The sequence below is a fragment of the Microbacterium saperdae genome (assembly GCF_006716345.1).
Classification (GTDB): Bacteria; Actinomycetota; Actinomycetes; order Actinomycetales; family Microbacteriaceae; genus Microbacterium; species Microbacterium saperdae.
Window position 1 is genome coordinate 1,683,078 of the sequence record NZ_VFOX01000001.1, and the last position, 22,319, is coordinate 1,705,396.

General features: G+C 68.3%; 22 protein-coding genes and 1 other RNA gene. 17 read left to right on the forward strand and 6 right to left on the reverse strand.

Annotated elements, in window-relative coordinates; all coding sequences use genetic code 11:
* Positions 1–15 precede the first annotated feature (15 nt).
* Positions 16–780, reverse strand: coding sequence for an SDR family oxidoreductase (locus tag FB560_RS08000; RefSeq protein ID WP_141871875.1), 765 nt, complete (start codon positions 778–780; stop codon positions 16–18).
* A gap of 100 nt (positions 781–880) precedes the next feature.
* On the opposite strand from FB560_RS08000, the gene FB560_RS08005 reads away from it, so the two are divergent.
* The gene (locus tag FB560_RS08005) at positions 881–1,717 is read left to right on the forward strand and encodes a helix-turn-helix transcriptional regulator (protein ID WP_141871876.1); all 837 of its coding nucleotides are present in this window, start codon (positions 881–883) and stop codon (positions 1,715–1,717) included.
* A 12-nt stretch (positions 1,718–1,729) separates the two neighbouring features.
* Here FB560_RS08005 and FB560_RS08010 read toward each other — a convergent pair whose 3' ends face one another.
* Positions 1,730–2,578 carry an aldo/keto reductase gene (locus tag FB560_RS08010; protein ID WP_229673171.1) on the reverse strand — a complete coding sequence of 283 codons (849 nt, stop codon included), beginning with the start codon at positions 2,576–2,578 and terminating at the stop codon, positions 1,730–1,732.
* 41 nt (positions 2,579–2,619) lie between these two features.
* Between FB560_RS08010 and FB560_RS08015 the strand changes: the two genes are divergently transcribed.
* From FB560_RS08015 to rnpB, 4 genes are all read left to right on the forward strand, one after another.
* On the forward strand, positions 2,620–3,042 hold the full coding sequence (locus tag FB560_RS08015; RefSeq protein WP_141871878.1) for a YchJ family protein: 423 nt from the start codon (positions 2,620–2,622) through the stop codon (positions 3,040–3,042).
* A 34-nt stretch (positions 3,043–3,076) separates the two neighbouring features.
* Positions 3,077–3,814: a zinc ribbon domain-containing protein gene (locus tag FB560_RS08020; RefSeq protein ID WP_141871879.1), complete on the forward strand. Its 738-nt coding sequence runs from the start codon at positions 3,077–3,079 to the stop codon at positions 3,812–3,814.
* A 22-nt stretch (positions 3,815–3,836) separates the two neighbouring features.
* Entirely contained in the window at positions 3,837–5,534 is a 1,698-nt protein-coding gene (locus tag FB560_RS08025; protein WP_141871880.1) for a bifunctional 3'-5' exonuclease/DNA polymerase, read from the forward strand.
* 25 nt (positions 5,535–5,559) lie between these two features.
* Positions 5,560–5,916: RNase P RNA component class A (gene rnpB / locus FB560_RS08030), an RNA gene on the forward strand.
* Between the two features lie 58 nt (positions 5,917–5,974).
* Here the strand turns inward: rnpB and ppgK are convergent.
* On the reverse strand, positions 5,975–6,721 hold the full coding sequence (ppgK, locus tag FB560_RS08035; RefSeq protein WP_141871881.1) for a polyphosphate--glucose phosphotransferase: 747 nt from the start codon (positions 6,719–6,721) through the stop codon (positions 5,975–5,977).
* 69 nt (positions 6,722–6,790) lie between these two features.
* Between ppgK and FB560_RS08040 the strand changes: the two genes are divergently transcribed.
* The 4 genes from FB560_RS08040 to FB560_RS08055 are packed head-to-tail and all read left to right on the forward strand — an operon-like array spanning position 6,791 to position 12,300.
* Positions 6,791–7,003, forward strand: coding sequence for an SPOR domain-containing protein (locus FB560_RS08040; RefSeq protein WP_141871882.1), 213 nt, complete (start codon positions 6,791–6,793; stop codon positions 7,001–7,003).
* 2 nt (positions 7,004–7,005) lie between these two features.
* Positions 7,006–8,343, forward strand: a complete 1,338-nt coding sequence (locus FB560_RS08045; protein ID WP_141871883.1) for a glutamine synthetase family protein — start codon at positions 7,006–7,008, stop codon at positions 8,341–8,343.
* Positions 8,344–8,350: 7 nt separating this feature from the next.
* Complete coding sequence (locus tag FB560_RS08050; protein WP_141871884.1) at positions 8,351–11,329, forward strand: bifunctional [glutamine synthetase] adenylyltransferase/[glutamine synthetase]-adenylyl-L-tyrosine phosphorylase; 2,979 nt, start codon at positions 8,351–8,353, stop codon at positions 11,327–11,329.
* A 50-nt stretch (positions 11,330–11,379) separates the two neighbouring features.
* Positions 11,380–12,300 carry a diacylglycerol/lipid kinase family protein gene (locus tag FB560_RS08055; RefSeq protein ID WP_141871885.1) on the forward strand — a complete coding sequence of 307 codons (921 nt, stop codon included), beginning with the start codon at positions 11,380–11,382 and terminating at the stop codon, positions 12,298–12,300.
* 21 nt (positions 12,301–12,321) lie between these two features.
* On the opposite strand, the gene FB560_RS08060 is transcribed toward FB560_RS08055, so the two are convergent.
* On the reverse strand, positions 12,322–13,470 hold the full coding sequence (locus tag FB560_RS08060; protein ID WP_141871886.1) for an AI-2E family transporter: 1,149 nt from the start codon (positions 13,468–13,470) through the stop codon (positions 12,322–12,324).
* Between the two features lie 368 nt (positions 13,471–13,838).
* Between FB560_RS08060 and FB560_RS08065 the strand changes: the two genes are divergently transcribed.
* Both FB560_RS08065 and FB560_RS08070 read left to right on the forward strand, forming a co-directional pair.
* Entirely contained in the window at positions 13,839–14,660 is an 822-nt protein-coding gene (locus tag FB560_RS08065; protein WP_141871887.1) for a helix-turn-helix domain-containing protein, read from the forward strand.
* 298 nt (positions 14,661–14,958) lie between these two features.
* Positions 14,959–15,558 (forward strand): hypothetical protein, encoded by a 600-nt coding sequence (locus FB560_RS08070; protein ID WP_141871888.1) that lies wholly within the window; start codon positions 14,959–14,961, stop codon positions 15,556–15,558.
* Between the two features lie 70 nt (positions 15,559–15,628).
* Here FB560_RS08070 and FB560_RS08075 read toward each other — a convergent pair whose 3' ends face one another.
* Positions 15,629–16,117, reverse strand: a complete 489-nt coding sequence (locus tag FB560_RS08075) for a pyridoxamine 5'-phosphate oxidase family protein (protein ID WP_141871889.1) — start codon at positions 16,115–16,117, stop codon at positions 15,629–15,631.
* 107 nt (positions 16,118–16,224) lie between these two features.
* Positions 16,225–17,703 carry a helix-turn-helix transcriptional regulator gene (locus FB560_RS20930; RefSeq protein ID WP_141871890.1) on the reverse strand — a complete coding sequence of 493 codons (1,479 nt, stop codon included), beginning with the start codon at positions 17,701–17,703 and terminating at the stop codon, positions 16,225–16,227.
* Between the two features lie 187 nt (positions 17,704–17,890).
* Here FB560_RS20930 and FB560_RS08085 point away from each other — a divergent pair, with 187 nt between their 5' ends.
* The 6 genes from FB560_RS08085 to FB560_RS08110 are packed head-to-tail and all read left to right on the forward strand — an operon-like array spanning position 17,891 to position 22,228.
* Positions 17,891–18,265: a PLDc N-terminal domain-containing protein gene (locus FB560_RS08085; RefSeq protein WP_141871891.1), complete on the forward strand. Its 375-nt coding sequence runs from the start codon at positions 17,891–17,893 to the stop codon at positions 18,263–18,265.
* On the forward strand, positions 18,262–18,699 hold the full coding sequence (locus FB560_RS08090) for a DUF6325 family protein (RefSeq protein WP_141871892.1): 438 nt from the start codon (positions 18,262–18,264) through the stop codon (positions 18,697–18,699). The genes FB560_RS08085 and FB560_RS08090 overlap by 4 nt, the downstream gene beginning before the upstream one ends.
* 1 nt (position 18,700) lies before the next feature.
* The gene (locus FB560_RS08095) at positions 18,701–19,027 is read left to right on the forward strand and encodes an SHOCT domain-containing protein (RefSeq protein WP_141871893.1); all 327 of its coding nucleotides are present in this window, start codon (positions 18,701–18,703) and stop codon (positions 19,025–19,027) included.
* 44 nt (positions 19,028–19,071) lie between these two features.
* Positions 19,072–20,013, forward strand: a complete 942-nt coding sequence (locus FB560_RS08100; RefSeq protein ID WP_141871894.1) for a DUF1214 domain-containing protein — start codon at positions 19,072–19,074, stop codon at positions 20,011–20,013.
* Between the two features lie 5 nt (positions 20,014–20,018).
* The gene (locus tag FB560_RS08105) at positions 20,019–21,419 is read left to right on the forward strand and encodes a hypothetical protein (protein WP_141871895.1); all 1,401 of its coding nucleotides are present in this window, start codon (positions 20,019–20,021) and stop codon (positions 21,417–21,419) included.
* Entirely contained in the window at positions 21,416–22,228 is an 813-nt protein-coding gene (locus FB560_RS08110) for a tyrosine-protein phosphatase (RefSeq protein ID WP_141871896.1), read from the forward strand. Before FB560_RS08105 ends, FB560_RS08110 begins: the two co-directional genes overlap by 4 nt.
* Positions 22,229–22,319: the final 91 nt, after the last annotated feature.

The window sequence follows — 22,319 nt, forward strand, 5'->3', positions numbered from 1 at the left end:
GGGCGCCGCGGCGCTTCAGCTCCCGTGCGGGTCGAGGTGGTTCAGCGTCGCCACCACCTGTGCGTAGTCGCCGCGGGCTTCCCCGTAGCGGAGGAACTTGACGTTCTCGACCTGGATCTCGGTCGCCTCGGGCTGACTCTCGATCAACCCGATGACCTCGGTCACGAAGTCGTCGAGGGGCATCGCGAACGCGTTCTCCTCATGCCCCGGCATCAACGCCGTGCGCACGGCCGGCGGTTCCAGCTCGACCACCCTCACGCTCGACTCGGCGAGCTGGAGGCGGAGCGATTCACTGAGCATGTGGATCGCGGCCTTGCTGGCGTTGTAAGTCGGTGTCGCGCGAAGCGGCGTGAAGGCGAGTCCGGACGAGACGGTCATGATCGTGGCATCCGCCATGCTGCGCAGGTGCTCGATGAACGCGGCGATCAGGCGGATCGGACCGAGCACGTTGGTGACGATGGTCTGCTCTGCCGTCTCGAGGAAGCCGGCTGGCGTCGACCAGTCCTCGACGCGCATGATGCCGGCCATCGTGATGATCACGTTCAGGTCGGGGTGCGCGTCGAGCACCTCACGGGCGGCGGTGGCGACGCTGGCGGCATCGGTCGTGTCGATCTGCACCGTGTGCAGGCCCGAGCCCTCGGCGGCGATCGTGTCGAGCAGCTCGGTACGGCGTCCGCCCACGATCACGGTGTTGCCCTTGGCGCGGAGCTGGTGGGCGAGAGCGAGGCCGATGCCGCTGGTCGCTCCGGGGATGAAGATGGTGTTTCCGCTGATGTTCATGCACCCACTCTCCGGTGACCACCGGGATCGCTCCAGAGAGCGGTGATCCAGGGATCGGGCGTCCCTGGATCGCACTCCCGGCGCGGGGGATACTGCAGGAATGGATCGAGATGCACTGGCCGGGTTCCTGCTGCGGCGTCGTGAGGCGTTGAGCCCGTCGGACGTCGGGTTGAGCGCCGGCGCGCGGCGGCGCACGGTCGGACTGCGCCGCGAGGAGGTCGCCCAGCTGGCGGCGATGTCGACGGACTACTACACCCGCCTCGAGCAGCGGCGTGGCCCGCAGCCGAGCGCGCAGATCCTGGCCTCGCTCGCCCGCGCATTGAGATTGACACCGGACGAACGCGACTACCTGTATCGCGTCTGCGGCCACAGCGCCCCCGATCGGGCCGGCGCCACCGATTATGTGCGTCCCGGCATACTCAGGGTGCTCGATCGTCTGCACGACACCCCGGCCTTCGTGGTGTCGGTGCTCGACGAGGTGCTGGTGCAGAACGACGCCGCCCGCGCGCTGCTCGGTGACGCGAGCGGACTCACCGGCCTCGACCGCAGCGGCATCTACCGCTGGTTCGCGCACCCGGAGCAGGAACGCCGTCGGTATCCCGAGGAGGATCACCCGCGTCAGAGCCGTGCGCTCGTCGCCTCCCTCCGTGCGGCACACGGCGTCCTCGGCGCGCGTTCCCGGGCGGGGGACATCGCCGCAGAGCTCGCCGCGCGCAGCGCGGAGTTCGCGGAGCTGTGGAGCGTCCACGAAGTCGCCCGCCGGTTCGAGCAGCACAAGGTGCTGATACACCCCGAACTCGGAGCGATCGAGGTGGACTGTCAGGCGCTCTTCACGGAGGACGAGTCCCAGGCGCTCATCGTGCTCACGGCCGCCCCGGGGAGTGAGGCGGCGAGCAAGCTCGAACTCCTCCGCGTGATCGGTACCCAGGTCGTCTGAGCGGGACCGGCTTCAGGACTCCTCGTGCGTCCGGGGGTCGGCGCCGAACAGGCGTCCGTCCGGACGACCGAGTGCGGTGATCGCAGCGACCTCGGCCTCGTCGAGGACGACCTCTGCGGCGGCGAGGTTGGAGAGCTGGTGCTCCAGCGACGACGCCTTCGGGATCGAGACCGTGCCGCGGGCCACGTGCCACGCCAGCACGGTCTGTGCCGGGGTGATCTCATGCGCGGCGGCGACGTCGAGGATGACCTGCTCCTCCAGGAGCGCGCGGGCGCGCCCGAGCGGGCTCCACGCCTCGGTGAGGATGCCCTGCTCGCGGTGATAGGCGATCTGCTCCTCCTGGGGGAAGAATGGGTGGACCTCGATCTGGTTCACGACGGGACGCACGCCCGTCTCCTTCTCGATGCGCTCCAGGTGCTCCGGGAGGAAGTTCGAGACGCCGATCTGCCGCACGACCCCGCGGGCCTGCGCGTCGACCAGTGCGGCCCACGCCTGCACGTACTCGTCCTGGCTCGGGTTCGGCCAGTGGATCAGGTGCAGATCGGTGACGTCGAGGCCGAGGCGCGAGCGGCTCTCCTCGATGCTCGTGCGTGCCTTCTCGGAGGGGTGGTGACGACCGGGCAGCTTGGTCGTCACGATGATCTCGTCACGGGCGACCTCGGACTGTGCGACGCCGCGCCCGACGGAGCCTTCGTTCTCGTAGTTGAAGGCGGAGTCGACCAGTCGGTAGCCCGCGCCGATCGCGCCGGCGACGGCCGTCGCGCCGGCGTCGCCGTTCAGGGCGTAGGTGCCGAGACCGATCGCGGGCAGGGCGAAGCCGTTGTGTGCGGTGAACGAGGGGATGACGGGCTGAGTGCTCACGGTGCTCCTTCTGAGGTGTGCCCTCAGCGTACGCTGGGGCGGTGACGACGAAGGGCCGCGTTGCGGCACATGACGATGCTCCCGATGACTCCACGCGGTGTCCCTGCAACTCGGGCGATCTGTTCGGTGCATGCTGCGCTCCGCTGCTGCGCGGAGCCGCCGCGCCGACCGCAGAGCGGCTGATGCGCTCGCGCTACACCGCGTTCGCGCTGGCGGACGCGAGCTATCTGCGCGCGACCTGGCATCCTTCGACGCGGCCTCTCGAGCTCGAGCTCGAGCCCGATCTCGAGTGGCGACGACTGGTGATCATCGACCGCGTCGGCGGCGGACCGTTCGATCAGAACGGCATCGTGGAGTTCGAGGCGCACTGGCGGCAAGGCGAGGCCCGAGGGGCATTGCAGGAGCGCAGCCGCTTCGTGCGGGAGGATCGTCGCTGGCTCTACGTCGGCGGCGATGTGCGGTGATGGGCGAGACGCATCCAGAGGATAGATTGGGACAGTGAACTCCAGCCCTGAGAAACAGCGCATCCTGCTCGACATCGCCGACCTGGATCGGCGGATCGCGCAGGCGGAGCGTGCGCGCACCACGCCCCCGCAGGGGCCGCGCATCACCGAGCTCGTCGCTCAGCGCCAGGACCAGCTCCGCGAGCTGACCGCCCTGACCGGAACCCGTGACGATGCGCGCACCGAGCTCACCCGCCTCGAGTCCGATGTGTCTCTGGTGGAACAGCGCCGCGCACGCGATGCCGGACGCCTCGCGACCGCGACCAACGCGAAGGAGGCGCAGGCCCTCGAGCACGAGCTGGCAAGCCTGGCGCGGCGTCAGAGCGATCTGGAGGACGCGGAGCTCGACATCATGGGCCGTCTGGAAGAGGCGGATGCCGCCGTCGCCGCACAGCAGGCGCTGATCGACACCACCACGGCCGAGGGCACCGCGCTCACCACACAGGCCAAGGCCGATGTCGCCGCCGCGACCGACCTCATCGCCCAGCTCGGGCGAGACCGCACCGCCATCAGCGCGGGTGTGCCGGAAGACCTGTTCGCCGAGTACACGCGCCGCGCGGCCAACAGCGCCGGCGCCGCGCTCCTCACCCGCGGGACGTGCGAGGGCTGCCGCATCGTGCTGCCCGGAACCGACCTGAACAGCATCCGCCGGGCCGCCGACGACGAGGTTCTGTTCTGCCCGGAGTGCGGCTGCATCCTGGTGCGCACCGAGGAGTCTGGTATCTCCGCATGAGCGGGGTCCTCCCACGTCGACGATGAGCGCACCGTCGCCCTCCGAGCGGCGCATCGCCCTCGTGTCGAGCGGCGCGGGGCGTTACGTCGCCGTCGAGCTCGACGACACCGACGAGGAGCAGTCCAGGATCACCCTGACCGCGGCCGAGCTCGTCGCCTGGGTGCGAGACGCGGAAGCAGCAGACTCTCCGCGGTGGATCATCCGGAGTGCCAGGGACATCTATGCCGTGCTGCTCGCCGCGGATGTGCGCATCGCCCGCTCTCACGATCTGCTGCTCTGTCACGCGATCCTGCGTGACACCGCCGCCGTCGCCTCACCGCTCGCGCCGTCGGCCGCCTGGGAGCGAAAGGAGCCGACCGACGCGGCACCCGCGCTGTTCGACGTGTTCGATGACGAGCGCGGAGAGGATCCGGTCGTCGAGGTGCTCGAGCAGTTCCGCGCGCAACGGCGCGTGACGAGCGCTGCCGCGGATGGACGGCTCACTCTGCTGTGCGCTGCCGAATCCGCGGGCGGGCTGATCGCGGAGGAGATGCGGGTCGCGGGTCTCCCGTGGAACGAGCAGGTGCACGAGCGGATCCTCACCGACACGCTCGGCACACGTCCGATGGCCGGGGGTCTTCCGAGTCGCATGGTCGAGCTCGGCGATCAGGTGAGGTCCATCCTCGGTGACGCGACTCTCCACCTCGACAGCCAGCAGAAGCTGCTGCGGGCCCTGCATCGTGTCGGCGTGCAGGTCGAATCCACGAGCAAGTGGGAGCTGGCGCAGCACGAGCATCCGGTCGTCGAGCCGCTTCTCGCCTATAAGAAGCTCTCGCGCCTGCTGAGCGCGAACGGGTGGGCGTGGCTGGCGGAGTGGGTGCACGAGGGGCGCTTCCGCCCCGTGTACATCCCCGGCGGCGTCGTCACCGGCCGATGGGCCTCGGCCGGCGGGGGAGCGCTGCAGCTTCCGCGCAGTCTGCGCCCGGCCGTACATGCGGACCCGGGATGGACGCTGGTGGTCGCCGACGTCGCGCAGCTCGAGCCGCGCATGCTGGCGGCCATGGCGGCGGATGAAGCCATGGCGCGCGCCGCGCAGGGACGCGATCTCTACGCCGGCGTCGTCGAATCCGGCGCTGTCGGCACGCGCGAGGAGGCGAAGTACGCGGTCCTGGGTGCGATGTACGGGGCGACCACGGGCGACAGCGGACGCCTGGTGCCGCGCCTGCGCAAGGTCTATCCCCGAGCCATGGCGCTCGTCGATGCGGCTGCACGTACCGGCGAGGACGGCGGTATCGTCTCGACCTGGCTCGGACGCTCATCACCGCGCCCGTCGGATGAATGGATGAGGCTGCAGTCCGAGGCGACCTCCGCCGATGCGGACCCGGCCGTGGTCGCTCTCGCGCGGCGTCGCGCCAGGGACTGGGGCAGGTTCACGCGCAACTTCGTGGTGCAGGGCACCGCTGCGGAGTGGTCCCTCATCTGGTTGGCGGAGATCCGGCATCGGTTGCGGCAGTTCGAGGAGACGTTCGCCGCCGCGGAAACGTCAGGGCCCTTCGCCCGGATGCCGCATCTCGCGTTCTTCCTGCACGACGAAGTGATCCTGCACGTGCCGGAGCAGCATGCGGAGGCGGCCGCCACAGCGGTGACGGAGGCCGCGGCCACCGCGACACGGCGCCTGTTCGGCAACTTCCCGATCGATGTGCCGCTCGATCTGCGCATCGCGATGTCCGCCGACAAGTAGTCGCGCCGTAGACTGGACCCGCGAATGGGTCGACTGGACGGTCGCGTGGCGGGAGACCGCACCGAGGAACGTCCGGGCTCCACAGGGCAGGGCGGTGGGTAACACCCACCCGGAGCAATCCGCGAGACAGTGCCACAGAGAGTAGACCGCCCCGCAAGGGGTAAGGGTGAAAGGGTGGTGTAAGAGACCACCGGGGGTCATGGTGACATGACCCGCCAGGTAAACCTCGCCCGGAGCAAGGTCAGACAGAGGATGTTGACGCGGCTCGCCGAGTCCTCGGGTAGACCGCTGGAGCGGCACGGCAACGTGTCGCCGAGAGAGATGGCCGTCGAAGGGGCGAAGAACCCCGGAACAGAACCCGGCGTACAGGTCGGCCCATTCGCCTCAGACGACGAAGGCCCCGACGATCGCAGAGTCGTCGGGGCCTTCTCGTGTCGAGGTCAGTCGCCGGCGAGAGATGCCGCGCCGATGATGCCCGAGTTGTTGCGGTGGATCGCAGGGACGATCGGCGTCTTGAGCTCGAGCAGCGGCAGGAAGTCGCCGGCGTTCTTCGAGACCCCGCCGCCGACCACGAAGAGGTCGGGGCTGAACAGGAACTCGATGTGCGAGTAGAACGCCTGCAGGCGTTCGGCCCATGCGGCCCAGCTGAGGCCCTCGCGCTCGCGTGCCGAGGTCGCAGCCCACTGCTCGACGGACTCGTAGGTGCCGTAGTTCAGGTGACCGAGCTCGGTGTTCGGCAGCAGCACGCCGTCGTAGAGGAAGGCCGAGCCGATGCCGGTGCCGAGCGTGGTCAGCAGCGTGAGGCCGCGGACATCCCTGGCCGCACCGTGGCGCGACTCCGCGACTCCGGCGGCATCCGCGTCGTTCACGAAGACGATGTTGCGTCCGAGACCGTCGCGGAAGAAGCGCTCCGCGTCGAAGTCCACCCACTCCTTGGACACGTTCGCGGCCGACAGGGTCTTGCCGCGCTTGACGATCGCCGGGAAGGCGACACCGAGCGGAAGAGTGGAGTCATGCACGTCGAGCGTCTTGAGGACCGTCTGCACGGCCTCGAGGACATCCTGAGGGGATGCGCCCGTGGGGGTGGGGACACGCACACGATCCGATTCCATCGTGCCGTGCGTGAGGTCGACGATTCCAGCCTTGATTCCCGTGCCGCCGATATCGACGCCGATCGCTTTTGCCATGGGCGATAGCTTAGCGACCACGGCGTACGCCAGTAGGATCGGAGTCACTACGTGAAGGAGGGACGGAACATGTCTGACGGTGATGACAAGTACTGGTACAACTCGGAGACCGGGCAGGTCGAGTTCGGCATGATCTCGCCGTCCGCCGACCGAGTCGGTCCGTTCGACACGGCTGCCGAGGCCGCCCGTGCACCCGAGGTCCTGAAGGAGCGTTCGCGCGCCTGGGCCGAAGAAGAAGCAGTCGAGCAGGGCTGGGACGCGAAGGGCCAGGGCGCAGAGTAGCCATGGACAAGCAGAGGGATTTCGTCCTCCGGACGATCGAAGAGCGCGGCGTCAAGTTCGTGCGACTGTGGTTCACCGATGTGATCGGAACCCTCAAATCGGTCGCGATCGCGCCCGCAGAGGTCGAGGGGGCCTTCGCAGAGGGCATCGGCTTCGACGGCTCGGCGATCGAGGGACTGACACGCAGCTACGAGTCGGACCTGTTGGCGCAGCCCGACCCCACGACCTTCCAGACGCTCCCGTGGCGCGGTGAGATCGATCCGACCGCCCGCATGTTCTGCGATCTGACGACACCAGACGGCCAGCCAGCGGTCGCCGACCCGCGCCATGTGCTCAAGCGCACGCTGGCCAAGGCCGCGGACGCCGGCTTCACGTTCTACACGCATCCCGAGATCGAGTTCTACCTTCTGAAGTCGTCCTCGTATGGTCCTGAGGGTCCGATCCCCGTGGACTCCGCCGGCTACTTCGACAACGTCCCCGGTGGCACGGCTCACGACTTCCGTCGGCGTTCGGTGCGGATGCTCGAAGACCTCGGCATCTCGGTGGAGTTCAGCCACCACGAGGGCGGCCCCGGCCAGAACGAGATCGATCTGCGCTACGCCGACGCCCTCACGACGGCGGACAACGTGATGACCTTCCGCACCGTCATCAAGGAGGTGGCGATCGAGCAGGGCGTCTACGCGACGTTCATGCCGAAGCCGCTCAGCGGTCACCCCGGCAGCGGGATGCACACGCACATGTCGCTCTTCGAGGGCGATCAGAACGCCTTCTACGAGGAGGGCGCCAAGTACCAGCTGTCCAAGACGGGGCGGCACTTCATCGCGGGTCTGCTCAAGCACGCGAACGAGATCTCGGCGGTCACCAACCAGTTCGTGAACTCCTACAAGCGTCTCTGGGGCGGCGACGAGGCCCCGAGCTTCGTCACCTGGGGCCACAACAACCGTTCGGCGCTCGTGCGCGTCCCGATGTACAAGCCGAACAAGGGACAGTCCTCGCGCGTCGAGTACCGAGCCCTGGACTCCGCGGCCAACCCGTACCTCGCCTACGCCTTGATGCTCGCTGCCGGTCTCAAAGGCATCGAGGAGGGCTACGAGCTTCCGCCCGAGGCCGAGGACAACGTGTGGTCGCTCAGCGACGCTGAGCGTCGGGCGCTCGGCTACTCGTCACTGCCCGCGAGCCTTGACCACGCCCTCGAGTTCATGGAGGACTCGGAGCTCGTCGCCGAGACGCTGGGGGAGCAGGTGTTCAACTACGTGCTGCTCAACAAGCGCAAGGAGTGGGAGGCCTACCGTGGCCAGGTCACTCCGCTGGAGTTGAAGAACAACCTCGAGCTGCTCTGAGTCGCCCATGGCCCGTCCGGACGATTCCGTCTCGCTCTCCGCGCTGGCCAGGCTCGGTTTCTCGGAACTGAGCGAGGCGGCCGCAGAACTCACCGAGCTCGCCACGATCCTCGGAGCCCCGCGCTCCGAGATCCTGGACGGTGCGGCAGGGGCGCCGGATGCCGATGCAGCGGTGCGCGGGATGCTGCGCGTCGCGCGACGAGACCCTGCGCCCGTGAAGCAGCTTCTGGCCGATGAGCAGGAGCGCCGACGGGTGTGGCGTGTCCTCGGCGCATCCGAGGGGCTGGCCGACTTCTTCCTCCGGCATCCGGAACAGCTGTCGGTGCTGAGCGGGCCGATCGATGCGCTGCCCTCTTCTGCCGAACTGCGGGAGAGGCTGCTGTCGTCCGTCGGCACGGTCGACGGTTTCGCGGAGACCGGCGAGGATTCCGCCGTCGTCTCTCTGCGCGTCGCCTATCGCGCGAGTCTGGCGAGGATCGCGGCGTTCGACCTGACGCACCCCGCGCCCACGACCGTCGTCGGGGCAGTGGCGGCGGCCCTCGCGGATGCGGCCGGGGCGGCGCTCGAGGCCTCTCTCGCCGTCGCACGGGCCCGCCTCGAAGGCTCCGCGCCCCACGAGCAGATCGCGGCGACGCGGCTCGCGATCATCGGCATGGGCAAGTCCGGCGCCCGAGAGTTGAACTATGTCAGCGACGTCGATGTGATCTTCGTCGGGGGCACCGCGGATGAGGAGGTGGTGAGTGAAGCTCGGGCGATCGACATCGCGACCCGCCTCGCGCGCGAGACCATGCGCGGACTCAGCGGGATCGAGGTCGAGCCTCCGTTGTGGGAGGTCGATGCGGCTCTCCGACCCGAGGGCAAGCAGGGTGCGCTGGTCCGTTCTCTGACCTCGCACCTGGCGTACTACGACCGATGGGCGAAGAGCTGGGAGTTCCAGGCGCTGCTGAAGGCGCGCCCGCTCGCCGGCGACCCCGAGCTCGGCGACGACTACATCGCCGCGGTGCAGCCGAAGATCTGGTCGAGCGCCGCCCGGAAGGACTTCGTCGACAGCGTCCAACGCATGCGCGAGCGGGTGATGGAGCACATCGGTCCCGAAGACGTGCCGTACCAGATCAAGCTCGGCGCCGGAGGTATCCGCGACATCGAGTTCACCGTGCAGCTGCTGCAGCTCGTGCACGGGCTCACGGATCCCACGCTGCGCACGCGCGGCACGCTGGAGAGCCTGGATGCGCTGGTCGCGGGTGGTTACATCGGTCGGGTGGAGGCGGCGGCGTTCGCACAGGACTACTGCATCCTGCGGCTCATGGAACACCGGCTGCAGCTCCGCGAGCTCAGTCGCACCCATCTGATGCCGCGCACCCCGGCCGGCTTGCGGGTGCTCGCGCGCAGCACCGGTCTCGCTGACACCGGAGACGGGATCTGGGCGCGGTGGGAGACCGTGCGCCGCGAGGTCCGGGAGATACACACCCGCCTCTTCTATCGTCCGCTGCTCAGCGCCGTCGCGGCGTTGCCGGAGGAGGAGCGCACGCTCTCGGCCGCGCAGGCGCACGATCGCCTTGCGGCGATCGGATTCCGTGATCCGGCCGGCGCGCTGAGGCACATCGGCGCGCTCACGACAGGGCTCAGCCGCAAGGCGACGATCCAGCGGCATCTGATGCCGATCATGGTGCGCTGGTTCGCGGACGGCAGCGACCCCGACTACGGCCTGATCGCGTTTCGGCGCATCAGCGAACGCCTGGGCGACACTCCCTGGTTCCTCCGCATGCTGCGGGATTCCTCCGGCGCCGCTGAGAGTCTGACCCGCCTGTTGTCGTCCTCGCGCTACATCGGCGAGTTGATGGAGTGGATCCCGGAATCGGTCGCCTGGTTGGACAGCACGGAGCTGCTCCGCCCTCGCGGCGCCGTCGCGCTCGACGAGGAGGCGCGGGCGATCCAGACGCGCCATGAGACCGTCGGAGATGCTCTCCGCGCCGTCAGGGCGAATCGCCGCCGCGAGCTCCTCCGCACCGCGATGGGCGCCGTCCTCGACGTCGTGACGATCGAGGAGATCGCGACTGCCCTCACGGAGATCACCGAGACGACGATTCAGGCGGCGCTACGGGCGGTCTTCCGCGAGGTCGTCCCGCCGGAGGACGACGCGCTGGACTTCGCCGTGATCGGCATGGGTCGCTTCGGTGGTGCCGAGCTCGGATTCGGCTCGGACGCCGACATCCTCTACGTGTACGACGCGAACGGCGTGGACCCGCAGCGCGCGCAGACGCTCGCCACCCAAATCGTTACGCGCCTGCGTGAGCACCTGACCGATCATCGCCTGCCGCTCGACCTCGACGCGGATCTGCGTCCTGAGGGCCGCAGCGGCCCCGTCGTGCGGTCGATCGAGGCATACACCGCATACTACCGCCGCTGGTCGCTGTCGTGGGAGGCGCAGGCGCTGCTCCGAGGGCGTGGTGTGGCCGGCAGCAGCAAGCTGATCGAGAAGTTCATGGCACTCGCCGATTCGATCCGTTACCCCGAGACCGTCGACCAGCAGGGACTGCGTGAGATCAAGCGCATCAAGGCCCGTGTCGAGGGGGAGCGGCTGCCCCAGGGCGCCGATCCGAGGAGGCACCTGAAGCTCGGCCCGGGAACGCTGAGCGATGTCGAATGGCTGGTGCAGCTCCTGCAACTGCAGCACGCGTACGACACTCCGGGCATGCGGACGACTTCCACGATCGCGGCGCTGGATGCCGCAGTGGCGGCGGGGCTGGTCGACGAGGTCTCCGCCGAACGCCTGCGCGATGCCTGGCGACTGGCGAGCAGGCTGCGGTCGGCGATCACCCTGCTCACGGGCCAGACGACGGATGTGCTGCCCGCGGACCGCCGTGAACTCGACGCGATCGGGCGTCTCCTCGGCTATCCCGACCGCTCGGCCACCGAGCTGGAAGAGGACTACCTCGGAGTCACTCGTCGAGCCCGCAAGGCGTTCGAGCAGCTGTTCTACGGGTGAGCCCCGCTCGTCGAGTTGCAGTATCGGCCGGTGTCGCCCAAGCTGGCGCTATGACCCACGCACGCATCGGCATCGTCTGGAATCCCTCGAAGGTCGATCAGGACGTTCTGAAAGATGCCGTGAGCGTCGTCTTCGGCGATGAGCAGGACATCCGCTGGTGGGAGACCACTCCGGAGGACCCCGGCCGCGGCATGGCGAAAGAGGCGCGCGACGACCGTCGCGACATCGTGATCGCCGTGGGAGGCGACGGCACGGTCCGCGCGGTGGCGGAGTCGCTCGCCGGCTCGGAGATCGCTCTCGGAATCGTGCCGCAGGGCACCGGAAACCTGCTCGCCCGCAACCTCGAGGTCCCGCTGAACAACGTGCAGGCGGCGCTCGAACGCGTGCGCGATGCGGAACCGCGTCGCATCGATCTCGGCTGGGTGTCGTATGACGGCACCGAGCACGCCTTCGCGGTGATGGTGGGATTCGGGATCGACGCGCAGATGCTGGTCGAGACCGATGACGACCTGAAGTCCAAGGCCGGCTGGCTCGCCTATGTCGAGGCGATGGGTCGCGCACTGGCAGGCACGGAGATGACCGACATCACGGTGTCGGTCGATGGCGAGAACCCGGTCGCCGTGCGCGGTCATACCATGCTGATCGGCAACTGCGGCATGGTGCAGGGCGGCATCCGTCTGCTGCCGGACGCCGTGCTCGACGATGGCAAGCTCGACGTGCTCATGATCAGCGCCGACGGGCCGCTGCAGTGGCTCGACACCTTCCGTTCGTTCGTGTGGGACAACGGCATCCGTCGGTTCTTCGCGGGTGGGGATGAGGCGGTCAGCACAGAATCGGCTCAGCACATCGCGGTGGAGACGCTCTCGGTGGAGCTGGAGACCCCACTCGTCTTCGAGATCGATGGCGAGGAGATGGGTGAGGTCACCTCGTTCGACGTGCGCGTCGAGGCCGGCGCACTCCTCGTCCGCTGACGCCGTTCCGGCCGGCGACGCTCAGGGGGCGCTGAGCGTCGGGGGAGCCGTCTTGCGGTCCTGAGCGGGGAACAGGACCTTCTGGACGATGATGATGATGCTCGCCGCCACCGGGATGGCCACCAGGGCGCCGAGGATTCCTCCGAGCGCTCCTCCGGCGACCGCGGCGATCACCACGAGCGCTCCGGGAACCGCGACGGCCTTGCTCATGATGCGCGGCGAGAGGATGTATGCCTCGATCTGCATGTAGACGAGGTAGTAGATGATGGCGATCAGTGCGGTCACCGGACTGACGAACAGGCAGATCAACGAGTTGATGATCGACGCCGAGAGCGTACCGACCAGGGGGATCATCGATCCGATGAAGGCGATCAGCGCGAGGAGCGCCGGCACCGGGGCGCCGATGATGCTGAGCACGATCAGGCTCAGCACGCCGTTGATCAGGGCGAGGCTCGCCTGTCCGATCACGTAGCGACCCACAGCCCCTGAGACATCCTCCAGCAGCTCGCTGAACGTGTCGCGCTGGTACGCGGGCACGAAGCGCGCTGCCGTGCGCTTGATGCCGTGCAGCGACGCCATGAAGTACAGGGTCAGGATCAGGACGATCGTGACTCCGGTGAAGCCGCCGGCGATCCCGGCACCCACGGCGAACACCCCACCGCCGATGTCGGCGAGGTTGCCGGGGTCCTTCAAGAAGGAGAGAACTCCGTTCGCCGCGTCTTCGAAGGCCGACCCGAACTGGTTGTTCAAATCCTTGAACCATCCGGATGCCTGGATGTCCTTGACCATCTGCGGGCCGTCTTCGACCAGATTGGTGATCTGCTGCACCAGGATCGGGACGATCGCGAGGATGATGCCGGCGAAGGCCAGGACCACTCCGGTGACGACGATCGCGACGGCAGCCGGACGGGGCAGCTTGCGCTCGATGAATCGGACGATGGGGTCCAGCCCCAGAGCCAGGAAGATCGCGACACCGATGTAGACGAGGACCGTGGCGAGCTGGTCGACGATGCCGCCGATCACCAGCGCCACGAGAACGCCGAGTGCGCCGAGCAGTCCGAGCATGAACGGGTTCGCCCGCGCGAGCGAGGCGACAGCCGCGGAAGGGCGGGGGGAGGGCGGCGCCGGCTTCACCGGTTCGATGTGCTCGCGATTCGACTTCCGACGCATGATGTGTCCCCCACTCGACTGTCCGACCCTTCAGTTGATCACCCGCTTGCAGTGTGGTCAAGCCGACGCACGGAGCGTACATGTATGCGGCGTAATACATCTCATGGGCGCGCTAGGCTCGGAGAAGTCTCGTATCCGGGATGGGGCGCGGTGGGGAACCGCGAGGGGAAGGGTATTTGTGGATCTCTGGGGAGCGGTCGTCGTGCCTTCTGCGCGATCGGCACGTGGTGAAATGTCGATTTCTCATCGGCGCGCGGAGGTGAGCTCGCGCCTCTTCGTACGACTCTGATCATGGCGACGACGGCCCGCTCGATACGGGAAGACGCCGGGGCGGCGGAAGCACCGCGTCAGCAGCATCCGGTGACGACATGCCGGTAGCGAGAGCCCGCACGCTCGCGATGTTCGGCAGCGTACGCATTCGGGAGTTCGTCCGAGGGCGGGATGACGGTCGATCCCGCCTCGACCGTGTCGCCGGTCTGATCGGCCTCCACAGTGTCAGATCCGGAGGGATCGACATCGGCTCCGCATCGGGAACGATCCGTCTCCATGAGAACGACGCGTTCCTGCTGAGTCATGACGCGCCCCTGCTGGCCTCGCCGCGGGATGAGCTGCGACTGCTGTCGATCCTGATTCCGGCAGAAGCCCTGACCGGGTATGCCGCGCCTGCTCCGGGAGAGGTGCGCACGGTGGCGTCCACGAGCGCGTTGCTCGACCCCGCAGTGGCCTTCGCGGAGTCCGCGGCGACGACCGACAGCGAACCGGTCAGCGGTTTCGGCAACTACTACTTCGAGCGCCTGCTCCAGGAGATGGTGCTCGGCGTCGCTGTCGAGGGCACCCGAGCCCCGCGTGTGGGGCTCTCGGCCGATGTCTATCGTGACGCGGTGAGCACGATCGTGGCCCAGCGTTCTGACCCTCAGCTCGCGCCGCGTGGAATCGCCGAGCAACTCAGCATCTCGCTGCGCCAGCTGCAGCGAGCGTTCCGGGCACGCGGCACCACGCCCGAACGGGCCATCCGTCGAGCACGGGTGGAGCATGCGCTCGACCTGCTCACCGATCGCGCCTACGACGGATTGAGCGTGGCGATGATCGGGGAGTACTCCGGGTTCTCCGGCGGGTCGAGTCTCGCCAGAGCGATGGGGCAGGAGGGGATGAGCTCCCCGTCCGAGGTGCGGCGAGCCGCGCGGGGGTGAGCCGTCCCGCCGTGAGCCGGAGTCGATACCCAGAACGACAGGCCATGGTCCGGTGGCGACAAACATGCCTCTTGTGCGTCGCGTGCCCGGGCAGCGCGGGCAGCATGGCAGCTGGTAGGTCGCCCCACCCGGCGTGCGATCGCCCGTCACCGGTGCGGAACCCGTCCGCACCGCCCACGCCCGCATCGTTGCGCTCCTCGTCGGCGCGTCCGCATGAGGACCGCTTCGTCCGAGGGCATCGACTGCTGCGGTGTGGGTCGTCGTCGTGCCGGGATCCACTCTCAGAGGAGAACACCGAATGAGCATCAACGAGCAGGACGCCACGACCGGCATGGACCGCCGCACCGTCATCAAAGCCGCAGCCTGGTCCGCCCCCGTCATCGCCGTCGCCGTCGCGACGCCGCTGGCTGCTGCGAGCGAGGGGACGGGACCGCGCCCCGCTCCCGCGGGACTCACCGAATGGCAGGGGGGCACGTCTGTCTCGACGTCGATCGCCAACCCTGCCCACGTTCTGATCAACCGCGGCGCGAACGTCGGCTTCATCGCCTTCACGCCCGACGGAGACGATCTGGAAGCGCCCGGGCTGTTCACCTCCGGTGCGGCGTCCGTGAGCGTGACCTGGGGCGCGGGTGGCAACGTCACCGACCCCACGAGCTACCGTCTCGAGGAGAGCAACCTCAACGGCTGGACGCGCGTCGGTGCGCTGCCGGCGGCAGGGACGACCGGAACGGTCCAGTACGTGTACTCCGGCATTCTGAACGGTGCAGGCAACGTCGTCACGCTGCCGCTGCTGCGCCTGTATCCGACGGCCGGCGGATCGCTGACCGCCACCTACGTCAGCACGACGCTCACCTCGGAGCACCTGAGCGAGAAGACCTCGGGCGCACGCGTTCCGTAAACCCGCATCCGCTCGACGCGAAGAGCCCGCCCCGCGTACGCAGGGCGGGCTCTTCGCGTATCAGGGAGTCTCAGGCGTCCGGGAGCTCGACCTTCTCGTTCTCGGCGTCGTATGGCTCGCCCGTGACCTTGGCCTTCACGAAGCTGAAGAGCGAGGCGAGCTTGCCGCCGGGGCTGTCCCAGTACTCCGCGGACTCGGCGGAGAACTTGAGCAGTCCGACATCGGGGTCGTCCGGGCCTTCCGTGAACCACGCCTCCACAGTCGGGCTCCACAGCTCGCGCACCTTCGCGGGATCCTCCACGAGCTCTGCCGTGCCGGAGAGCGAGACCCAGGAGCCGTTCGAGCTGAGCGAGACGCCCGCGTGGTCGTCCCGTCGGAGGTCTTCCAGGAATGAGGCGCTCCGTGACACGAGGAACCAGAGGTCGCCGTCGAACTCCGCCTCCTGCACGGTGAGCGGGTGCGCGACCAGGCGGTCCTGGGCATTGCGCGTCGTGAACATGGCGAAGCGGAAGTCCTTGATCAGCTCCGCGACGCGCTGGGTGGGGGTGGTGTCGGTCATGAGGTTCGTCCCTTTCGCGCGGGCCCTGTGCGGGCGGAGATCCCATCATCACCGTGTGATCAGCTGACGCCGAGGGGGTTGCGATTCTGCGGGGCCCGCGTTAAGCGCTACCGTGCATCGACCGCGTGGACAGCGGCTCGCCGAGTGCTGACCCCGAGCTTGCGATAGACGGATCGGATGTGCGTCTTCACCGTCGGGTAGGAGATGCCCAGATGCGTCGCGATCTCCTCGGCCGTCATCTCGGTGCGCAGGCAGGCGAGGATCTCGCTCTCGCGCCGAGTGAGCACGCCGTCGAGGAGACTCGTGAGGCGTCCCCGGCGCTCCAGGATGCTCTGCAGGAGTGCGTGGTGCCGTGAGCCTCGGTGCACGTGCGCTCCCAGCAGGTCGCCGATCACCTCGTCGTCCGCCAGGAAGGGCGCGAGGACCTTCTCCGCGGTCGCCGCCTCGAGCGCGCGGTCGAGCTGCTCGTGAGCCTGAGGTCCGCGACCGGCCTCCGCGTTGAGCGCTGCGGAGGTGACGAGAGTGTTCACCAGCGCATAGCGGGGGAGCGCAGTGGTGCTTGCGAGCCGGAGCGCCTGTGCGGCGAGCGCGGGTTCCCCCATCACGCGATAGAGCTCGGCGAGTCGTGCGTGCGCCACGGGCGCGCCCGTTCGTGCGGAGAGCACCGGTGCGGCGACGCCGCGCGCGCGGTCGTCCCTGTCTTCGGCATGGGAGAGCCACGCCGAGACGACCCGGCGCAGAGTGTCCCACGGGACTCCGTGCTTGTCGGCCCTGCTCACGCCCTGAAGGAGTGCCCCGGCGTTGTAGTAGCGGTCCTGACGGCGGAGCGCGATGAGGCTCATCACGAGGTACAGACGGGCGAGCGCCTCGAAGTTGTTCCCCGGGGTTCCGTCGGCGATGACGGAGTCGAGATGGACGATCGCCCCCTCGAAGTCGCCTCGCCAGTAGGCGATGCATCCGCGGTTCGCCTGCGGGAGGCCGCCCTCGAAGCGATCCCAGTCGGACGGGGACGCGGATGCAGGGAGCGCATCGAGGATCTGTTCGGCCTCCGTGAAGAGCCCGGCATGGGTGAGTGCGAAGGCGAGGTTGGACTGTGCGAGACGGAGCGTCTCGGCGTGTCCACGCAGACGAGCCTCATCCGCGGCCGACCGGAGCAGAGCGATCGCGCCGGCGGGGTCGCGGCGAAGCCGCACCTCGGTCCACCCCAACAGGAACAGCGCCGACGGGTAATCGTCATCCGGGCCGCACTGCGAGAGCGCTTCGCGTGCGCGGTCGGCGAGCGCGGCCTTGGTCGGTGTGTCGGGGGCGAGCAGCAGTTCCGTGAAGCAGGCGACGAAGTCGTCGGATGCCACGCGCATCCCCTGCCCGCGCAAGAAGGTCGCGCCGAACGTATCGCCCAGCAGGTCGCGGCAGCAGGCACGGATGAGGAGGACATGCGGGTCGTGCGGATCGGGGGCCGCAAGGCAGAGCTGCTCGAGCTCTGCGGTGTGGGATTCGAGGATCAGTCGCAGCCAGTTGCGCCGCAGGGTGCGCCGAGCCTGTTCCGGATCGCCGGATGCGAGCTCGTGGCGTACGGCTTCGATCACGGCTCCAGAATATCGGCGTCCGACGGGGCCGGGCGCGATGCTGACGCACGATGTCATCCGCGGAGGATGAGGTCGCCGCCACAGCCTCTCCGCACTCGCCAGACTGTCAGCGATATGCCTCTCACCGGATCGGATCCGGGCGCCGTGTCTCACGGCAGAGCGACAAGAGAAACGGATACACACGGACATGCTCTTCTGGGAAATTCTCGGCTGGATGCTCTGGGCGACGGTCTTCATCGGCTACCTGTTCGCGCTGTTCGCGATCATCACGGACCTGTTCCGCGATCGTGAGCTCAACGGCTGGTGGAAGGCGCTCTGGGTCATCTTCCTGATCTTCCTGCCCTTCCTCACAGTGCTGATCTACCTGATCGCGCGGGGACAGGGAATGGCGGAGCGGAGCGGCCGCGCCGCGCGGGAGGCGGAGGATGCCGCGCAGACGTACATCCGCGAGGTCGCGGGGTCGTCGCCGAGCGAGGAGATCGCCGCCGCTGCTGCCCTCCTCGAAGCCGGGTCCATCTCGACGGCGGAGTTCGAGCAGCTGAAGGCCAAGGCGCTGTCGTGACGATCACCGGTTACGGACCGGTCGATCTCTACCTGCTCGGCCTTCCTGATGGTCAGCCGGACCGCGCGGCGTTGCAGGCTCTCCTCGACCTCGTCGAGACGGAGACTTTGCGACTGCTCGACCTCATCCACATCTCGCGGTCGGCGGATGGCGCGATCACGCTGACGGAGGTCGACGATCTCTCACCCGCATACGGAGTCCAGGCGCACCAGTTGCACGCGTCCGGTCTCGCGGGGCAGGAGGACATCGCCACGCTCGCCGTCGCCGTTCCCGCCGGCACCGCGGCGCTTCTCGTAGCCGTCGAACTCGTCTACCAGCGTGAGCTGTCGGCCCGGACCGCCGAATCCGGTGCGGTACTGCTCGGACACGAGCGGATCCCGGCACCGGTGGTCAATGCGCTGATGGATTCCCTTCCCTCGAGAACGGAGGGGTGAGATGCCGTTCATCCCGAGGATCGGCCGACCGGGTCTGCTGGGACTCGCCGCACGCGCTGCTGTCGTCGCCGGCACGGCCACCGCCGTGAGCGGAGCGGTGGCGGCGCATCGTCGGAACACGGCGCAGTTGCAGTACGACGCCGCGCAGTTCGAGTCTCTTCCGCAGAGCGAACCCGCGCCCCAGGGTCCGGTGCTGTCTCCGGCGCCCCCGCAGGCATCGTCTCCCGGTGATCTCGTCACCGAACTCCAGAACCTCATGCAGCTCAGGACGCAGGGGATGCTGACCGACGCCGAGTTCACGGCCGCAAAAGCGCGATTGCTCTCCTGAGCATCGCCCACGCTCCTGCCCACCTCTGAACAGAAGGAACCTCCATGCCTGCAACCAAAGTCACCTTCCTCAACTTCGCGCGTGCCGAGTCCGACCTGATGTTCGCCCGGCTCTCCGCCGCGACGGGCCTCGGGGAGTGGAACCACACCCGGGGCCTGAAGGGCCTCGACGACCAACCGGTGATCCGCCAGAACCGCGACACCCTGTACAGCAGTGCGATCATCGACGTGCGCGATGGCGTCACGCTCACGCTGCCCGAGACGGGGGCGCGGTACATCTCGGCGCACGTGATCAACCAAGACCACTACACCGCGTTCATCCTCAGCGAAGCGGGTGAGCACGTGCTCACCCGCGACCTGGTCGGCACCGATCATGCCGCCGTCCTCGTGCGGATCCTCGTCGACCCGAACGATGCGAACGACGTGACCGAGGTGAACCGGCTCCAGGACGGCCTGATCCTGTCCGGCGGGGGCTCCGGCGCGTTCCCGCTCCCGGAATACGATGAGGCCTCCCAGACGGAGACCCGCGATGCGCTCCTGACGCTCGGGCGCGGCGTCTCGACCTACGATCATGCCTTCGGTACGCGGACCCAGGTCGATCCGGTGATGCATCTGCTCGGAACCGCGGGCGGCTGGGGAGGTCTGCCCGAGTACGAGGCCACTTACATGAGCGTCGACGAGGGACTGCCGGTGGCCGACTACCGACTGGTCCTCCGGGACGTTCCCGTCGACGCGTTCTGGTCGGTGTCCCTCTACAACGCCGCCGGCTACTTCGAGCCCAACGCGCTCGGCGTGAACAGCATCAACAGCCTCACCGCGGTTCCTGATGCCGACGGCGCTGTGACAGTGCGCTTCAGCGAACATGCGGATGGCGCACCGAACACGCTGCCCATCATGACGGGCTGGAACTACACGCTGCGGCTCTATCGTCCCCGGCGACCGATCCTCGACGGCACGTGGGACGCGCCGCGCCCGGAGAAGATCTGACGCCGATGGCGCCGCAGACGACGGAACAGCTTCATGCAGAACTCGCGCGACTCACGGCCGAGAAGGACGAGCTGACGCGCCAACTGGTTGCCGCCCGCGAGGGTGGCGAGTCCTCCGCGTCCGTGTCTCGCGTGGACAGACCTCGGAGGCGGGCATGGGGATGGACGATCCTCAGCACGGCGCTCGTGACGATCGGCGCCGTGCTCACGCCGGTGGCGATCGTGTCCACATGGGCTCATCGTGAGCTCACCGACACGTCGTACTTCGTCGCGACGTTCGCGCCGCTCGCCGAAGACCCCGCCGTACAGGACTTCGTGGCCGGTCAGAGCGTCGCGGCGATCGAGTCGGCGATCGACATCGACCGAATCGCTGATGACCTCTTCGCGGGCCTCGAGGGCTTGGAGCTCGCACCGCGAGCCACCGAAGCGCTCGGATTGCTGAAGGCACCGGCGGTCGCGGGAGTGAAGGGCCTCATCCACGACACAGTGACCGAGTTCGTGCGCTCCGACGTCTTCGCGGTCATCTGGAAGGATGCGCTGACCGTCACGCACCGACAGCTCGTGAGCACCGCCACGGGACAGAATGACGCAGCCGTGTCCGTCGGTCAGAACCAGGAGATCAGTCTGCAGCTCGGCCCGATCATCCGGTCGGTGAAGGAGCAGCTGGTCGCAGACGGCTTCACTCTCGCCGCGCAGATCCCGGAGATCGACAGATCCATCGTGATCGCGGAATCCAGTTCGGTCGGCATTTACATCACGATCTACCAACTGGTCGTCGCCCTGGGGATCTGGCTGCCGTGGGTGTCGTTCCTGTTGTTGGCCGCCGGGGTCCTGATCGCCCGGCGGCGCGCAGTCGCCCTGATCTGGACCTCCGGTGCGGTGCTGCTCACGATGGTGCTCGTGGGAGCAGGGATCGGTGTGGGGACCGGGGTCTTCGCCCTCGCGGTCGCCGAGAGCATTCCGCACGATGCAGCGGTCGCGCTGTACTCGGGCATCCTCGGCTTCGTGTCGAGCATCGTGCTCGTGATGGCCGTGCTTGCGGCGACGGTGCTGATCGTGACGATGTTCGCCGGTCCGTGGCACTGGGCGCGGAAGCTTCGCGCACATGCGTCCGCGGCCTTTGCGGCGATCCGCCACGCGGCTGAGCAGCGCGGCATCACCACGGGTGGCTTCGGCGCGCAGCTGCACCGGTGGCGTATGCCGCTGCGCGTCCTGGTCGGTCTGGGGTGCTTCGCCGTGCTGCTCCTGTCGCGGCCGCTGTCGCCGAGCACGATCGTGTGGACGGCGCTGGTCGGCGTCATCCTGGTCGCGGTCCTCGAACTCGTGGCCCGCCCGCCGGGTACGCTGCACGCGGCATCCGACGGAGCCGCACACACCCGCACCATGGACGAGGAGAAGGTCACATGACAGCACCGATCGACAGGCGCGTGGCGCTGCGGAGCGCACCCAATCTGCGAGAGCTCGGTGGCCTCACCACCACGGCCGGCGTCATACGCCCGGGTGTCATCTATCGCTCAGCCACGCTGGCGCGGCTGCAGGGCGACGACCTCGCCGCCTTCGCGGGCCTCGGGATCGCGACGGTCTACGACCTGCGGACGGCGGCAGAACGCGCTGCCTCGCCCGACCGGCTGCCTGCCGGAGTGAGCGTCCTGGGGCTGGACGTGCTCGCCGACAGCACTGCGGATGTCGCGGCCAGCGTCGGGCAGCTCGTCACCGATCCCGGCGCGTTGGCCGCCACTCTGGGGGAGGGCCGTGCCGAAGCGCTGATGCAGGACTCGTACCGCAACATCGTGAGTCTCCCCTCGGCTCTCGCCGCGTACCGCGCCTTCTACCTGGACCTGATCGACCCTTCGCGCACCGGTGCTGCACTCTTCCACTGCACGACGGGCAAGGACCGTACCGGCTGGGCTGCCGCTTCACTGCTGCTCCTGCTCGGGGTGGCGGAGGAAGACGTACGCGCCGACTATCTGGAGACGAACGCGGATCTCCTTCCGACGCTGCAGCCGATCCTCGACGCCGCGGCGGCGAAGGGCGTCGACACGGCGCTGCTCCTGCCGATGCTCGGGGTGCGCGACGAGTACCTCGACGCCGCGCTCGACGAAGCACGCACCCGCTTCGGCAGCATCGAAGGCTATGCGCGCGACGGCCTCGGGCTCACGCCGGAACACCTCCAGACATTGCAGGACCGCTTCGTCGAAGCATCCTCACACGTCTGATCCCGCACGACAGAGCTCCGGTTCCTCCTGGCCTCTCGCTCCGAGGGACCAGGGGGAGCCGGGGCTCTGTCGTCGTGTCGGGCGCTACGCC

What these genes read in the sequence shown, in the direction of transcription:
- FB560_RS08000 (WP_141871875.1), bottom strand. Translation starts at nt 780, where the DNA reads ATGAACATCAGCGGAAACACCATCTTCATCCCCGGAGCGACCAGCGGC.
- FB560_RS08055 (WP_141871885.1), top strand. Translation starts at nt 11,380, where the DNA reads ATGACCCACGCACGCATCGGCATCGTCTGGAATCCCTCGAAGGTCGAT.
- FB560_RS08100 (WP_141871894.1), top strand. Translation starts at nt 19,072, where the DNA reads ATGCCTGCAACCAAAGTCACCTTCCTCAACTTCGCGCGTGCCGAGTCC.
- FB560_RS08040 (WP_141871882.1), top strand. Translation starts at nt 6,791, where the DNA reads ATGTCTGACGGTGATGACAAGTACTGGTACAACTCGGAGACCGGGCAG.
- FB560_RS08065 (WP_141871887.1), top strand. Translation starts at nt 13,839, where the DNA reads ATGCCGGTAGCGAGAGCCCGCACGCTCGCGATGTTCGGCAGCGTACGC.
- FB560_RS08095 (WP_141871893.1), top strand. Translation starts at nt 18,701, where the DNA reads ATGCCGTTCATCCCGAGGATCGGCCGACCGGGTCTGCTGGGACTCGCC.
- FB560_RS08050 (WP_141871884.1), top strand. Translation starts at nt 8,351, where the DNA reads ATGGCCCGTCCGGACGATTCCGTCTCGCTCTCCGCGCTGGCCAGGCTC.
- FB560_RS08075 (WP_141871889.1), bottom strand. Translation starts at nt 16,117, where the DNA reads ATGACCGACACCACCCCCACCCAGCGCGTCGCGGAGCTGATCAAGGAC.
- FB560_RS08105 (WP_141871895.1), top strand. Translation starts at nt 20,019, where the DNA reads ATGGCGCCGCAGACGACGGAACAGCTTCATGCAGAACTCGCGCGACTC.
- FB560_RS08085 (WP_141871891.1), top strand. Translation starts at nt 17,891, where the DNA reads ATGCTCTTCTGGGAAATTCTCGGCTGGATGCTCTGGGCGACGGTCTTC.
- FB560_RS08060 (WP_141871886.1), bottom strand. Translation starts at nt 13,470, where the DNA reads ATGCGTCGGAAGTCGAATCGCGAGCACATCGAACCGGTGAAGCCGGCG.
- FB560_RS08025 (WP_141871880.1), top strand. Translation starts at nt 3,837, where the DNA reads ATGAGCGCACCGTCGCCCTCCGAGCGGCGCATCGCCCTCGTGTCGAGC.
- FB560_RS08110 (WP_141871896.1), top strand. Translation starts at nt 21,416, where the DNA reads ATGACAGCACCGATCGACAGGCGCGTGGCGCTGCGGAGCGCACCCAAT.
- FB560_RS08045 (WP_141871883.1), top strand. Translation starts at nt 7,006, where the DNA reads ATGGACAAGCAGAGGGATTTCGTCCTCCGGACGATCGAAGAGCGCGGC.
- ppgK (WP_141871881.1), bottom strand. Translation starts at nt 6,721, where the DNA reads ATGGCAAAAGCGATCGGCGTCGATATCGGCGGCACGGGAATCAAGGCT.
- FB560_RS08005 (WP_141871876.1), top strand. Translation starts at nt 881, where the DNA reads ATGGATCGAGATGCACTGGCCGGGTTCCTGCTGCGGCGTCGTGAGGCG.
- FB560_RS08070 (WP_141871888.1), top strand. Translation starts at nt 14,959, where the DNA reads ATGAGCATCAACGAGCAGGACGCCACGACCGGCATGGACCGCCGCACC.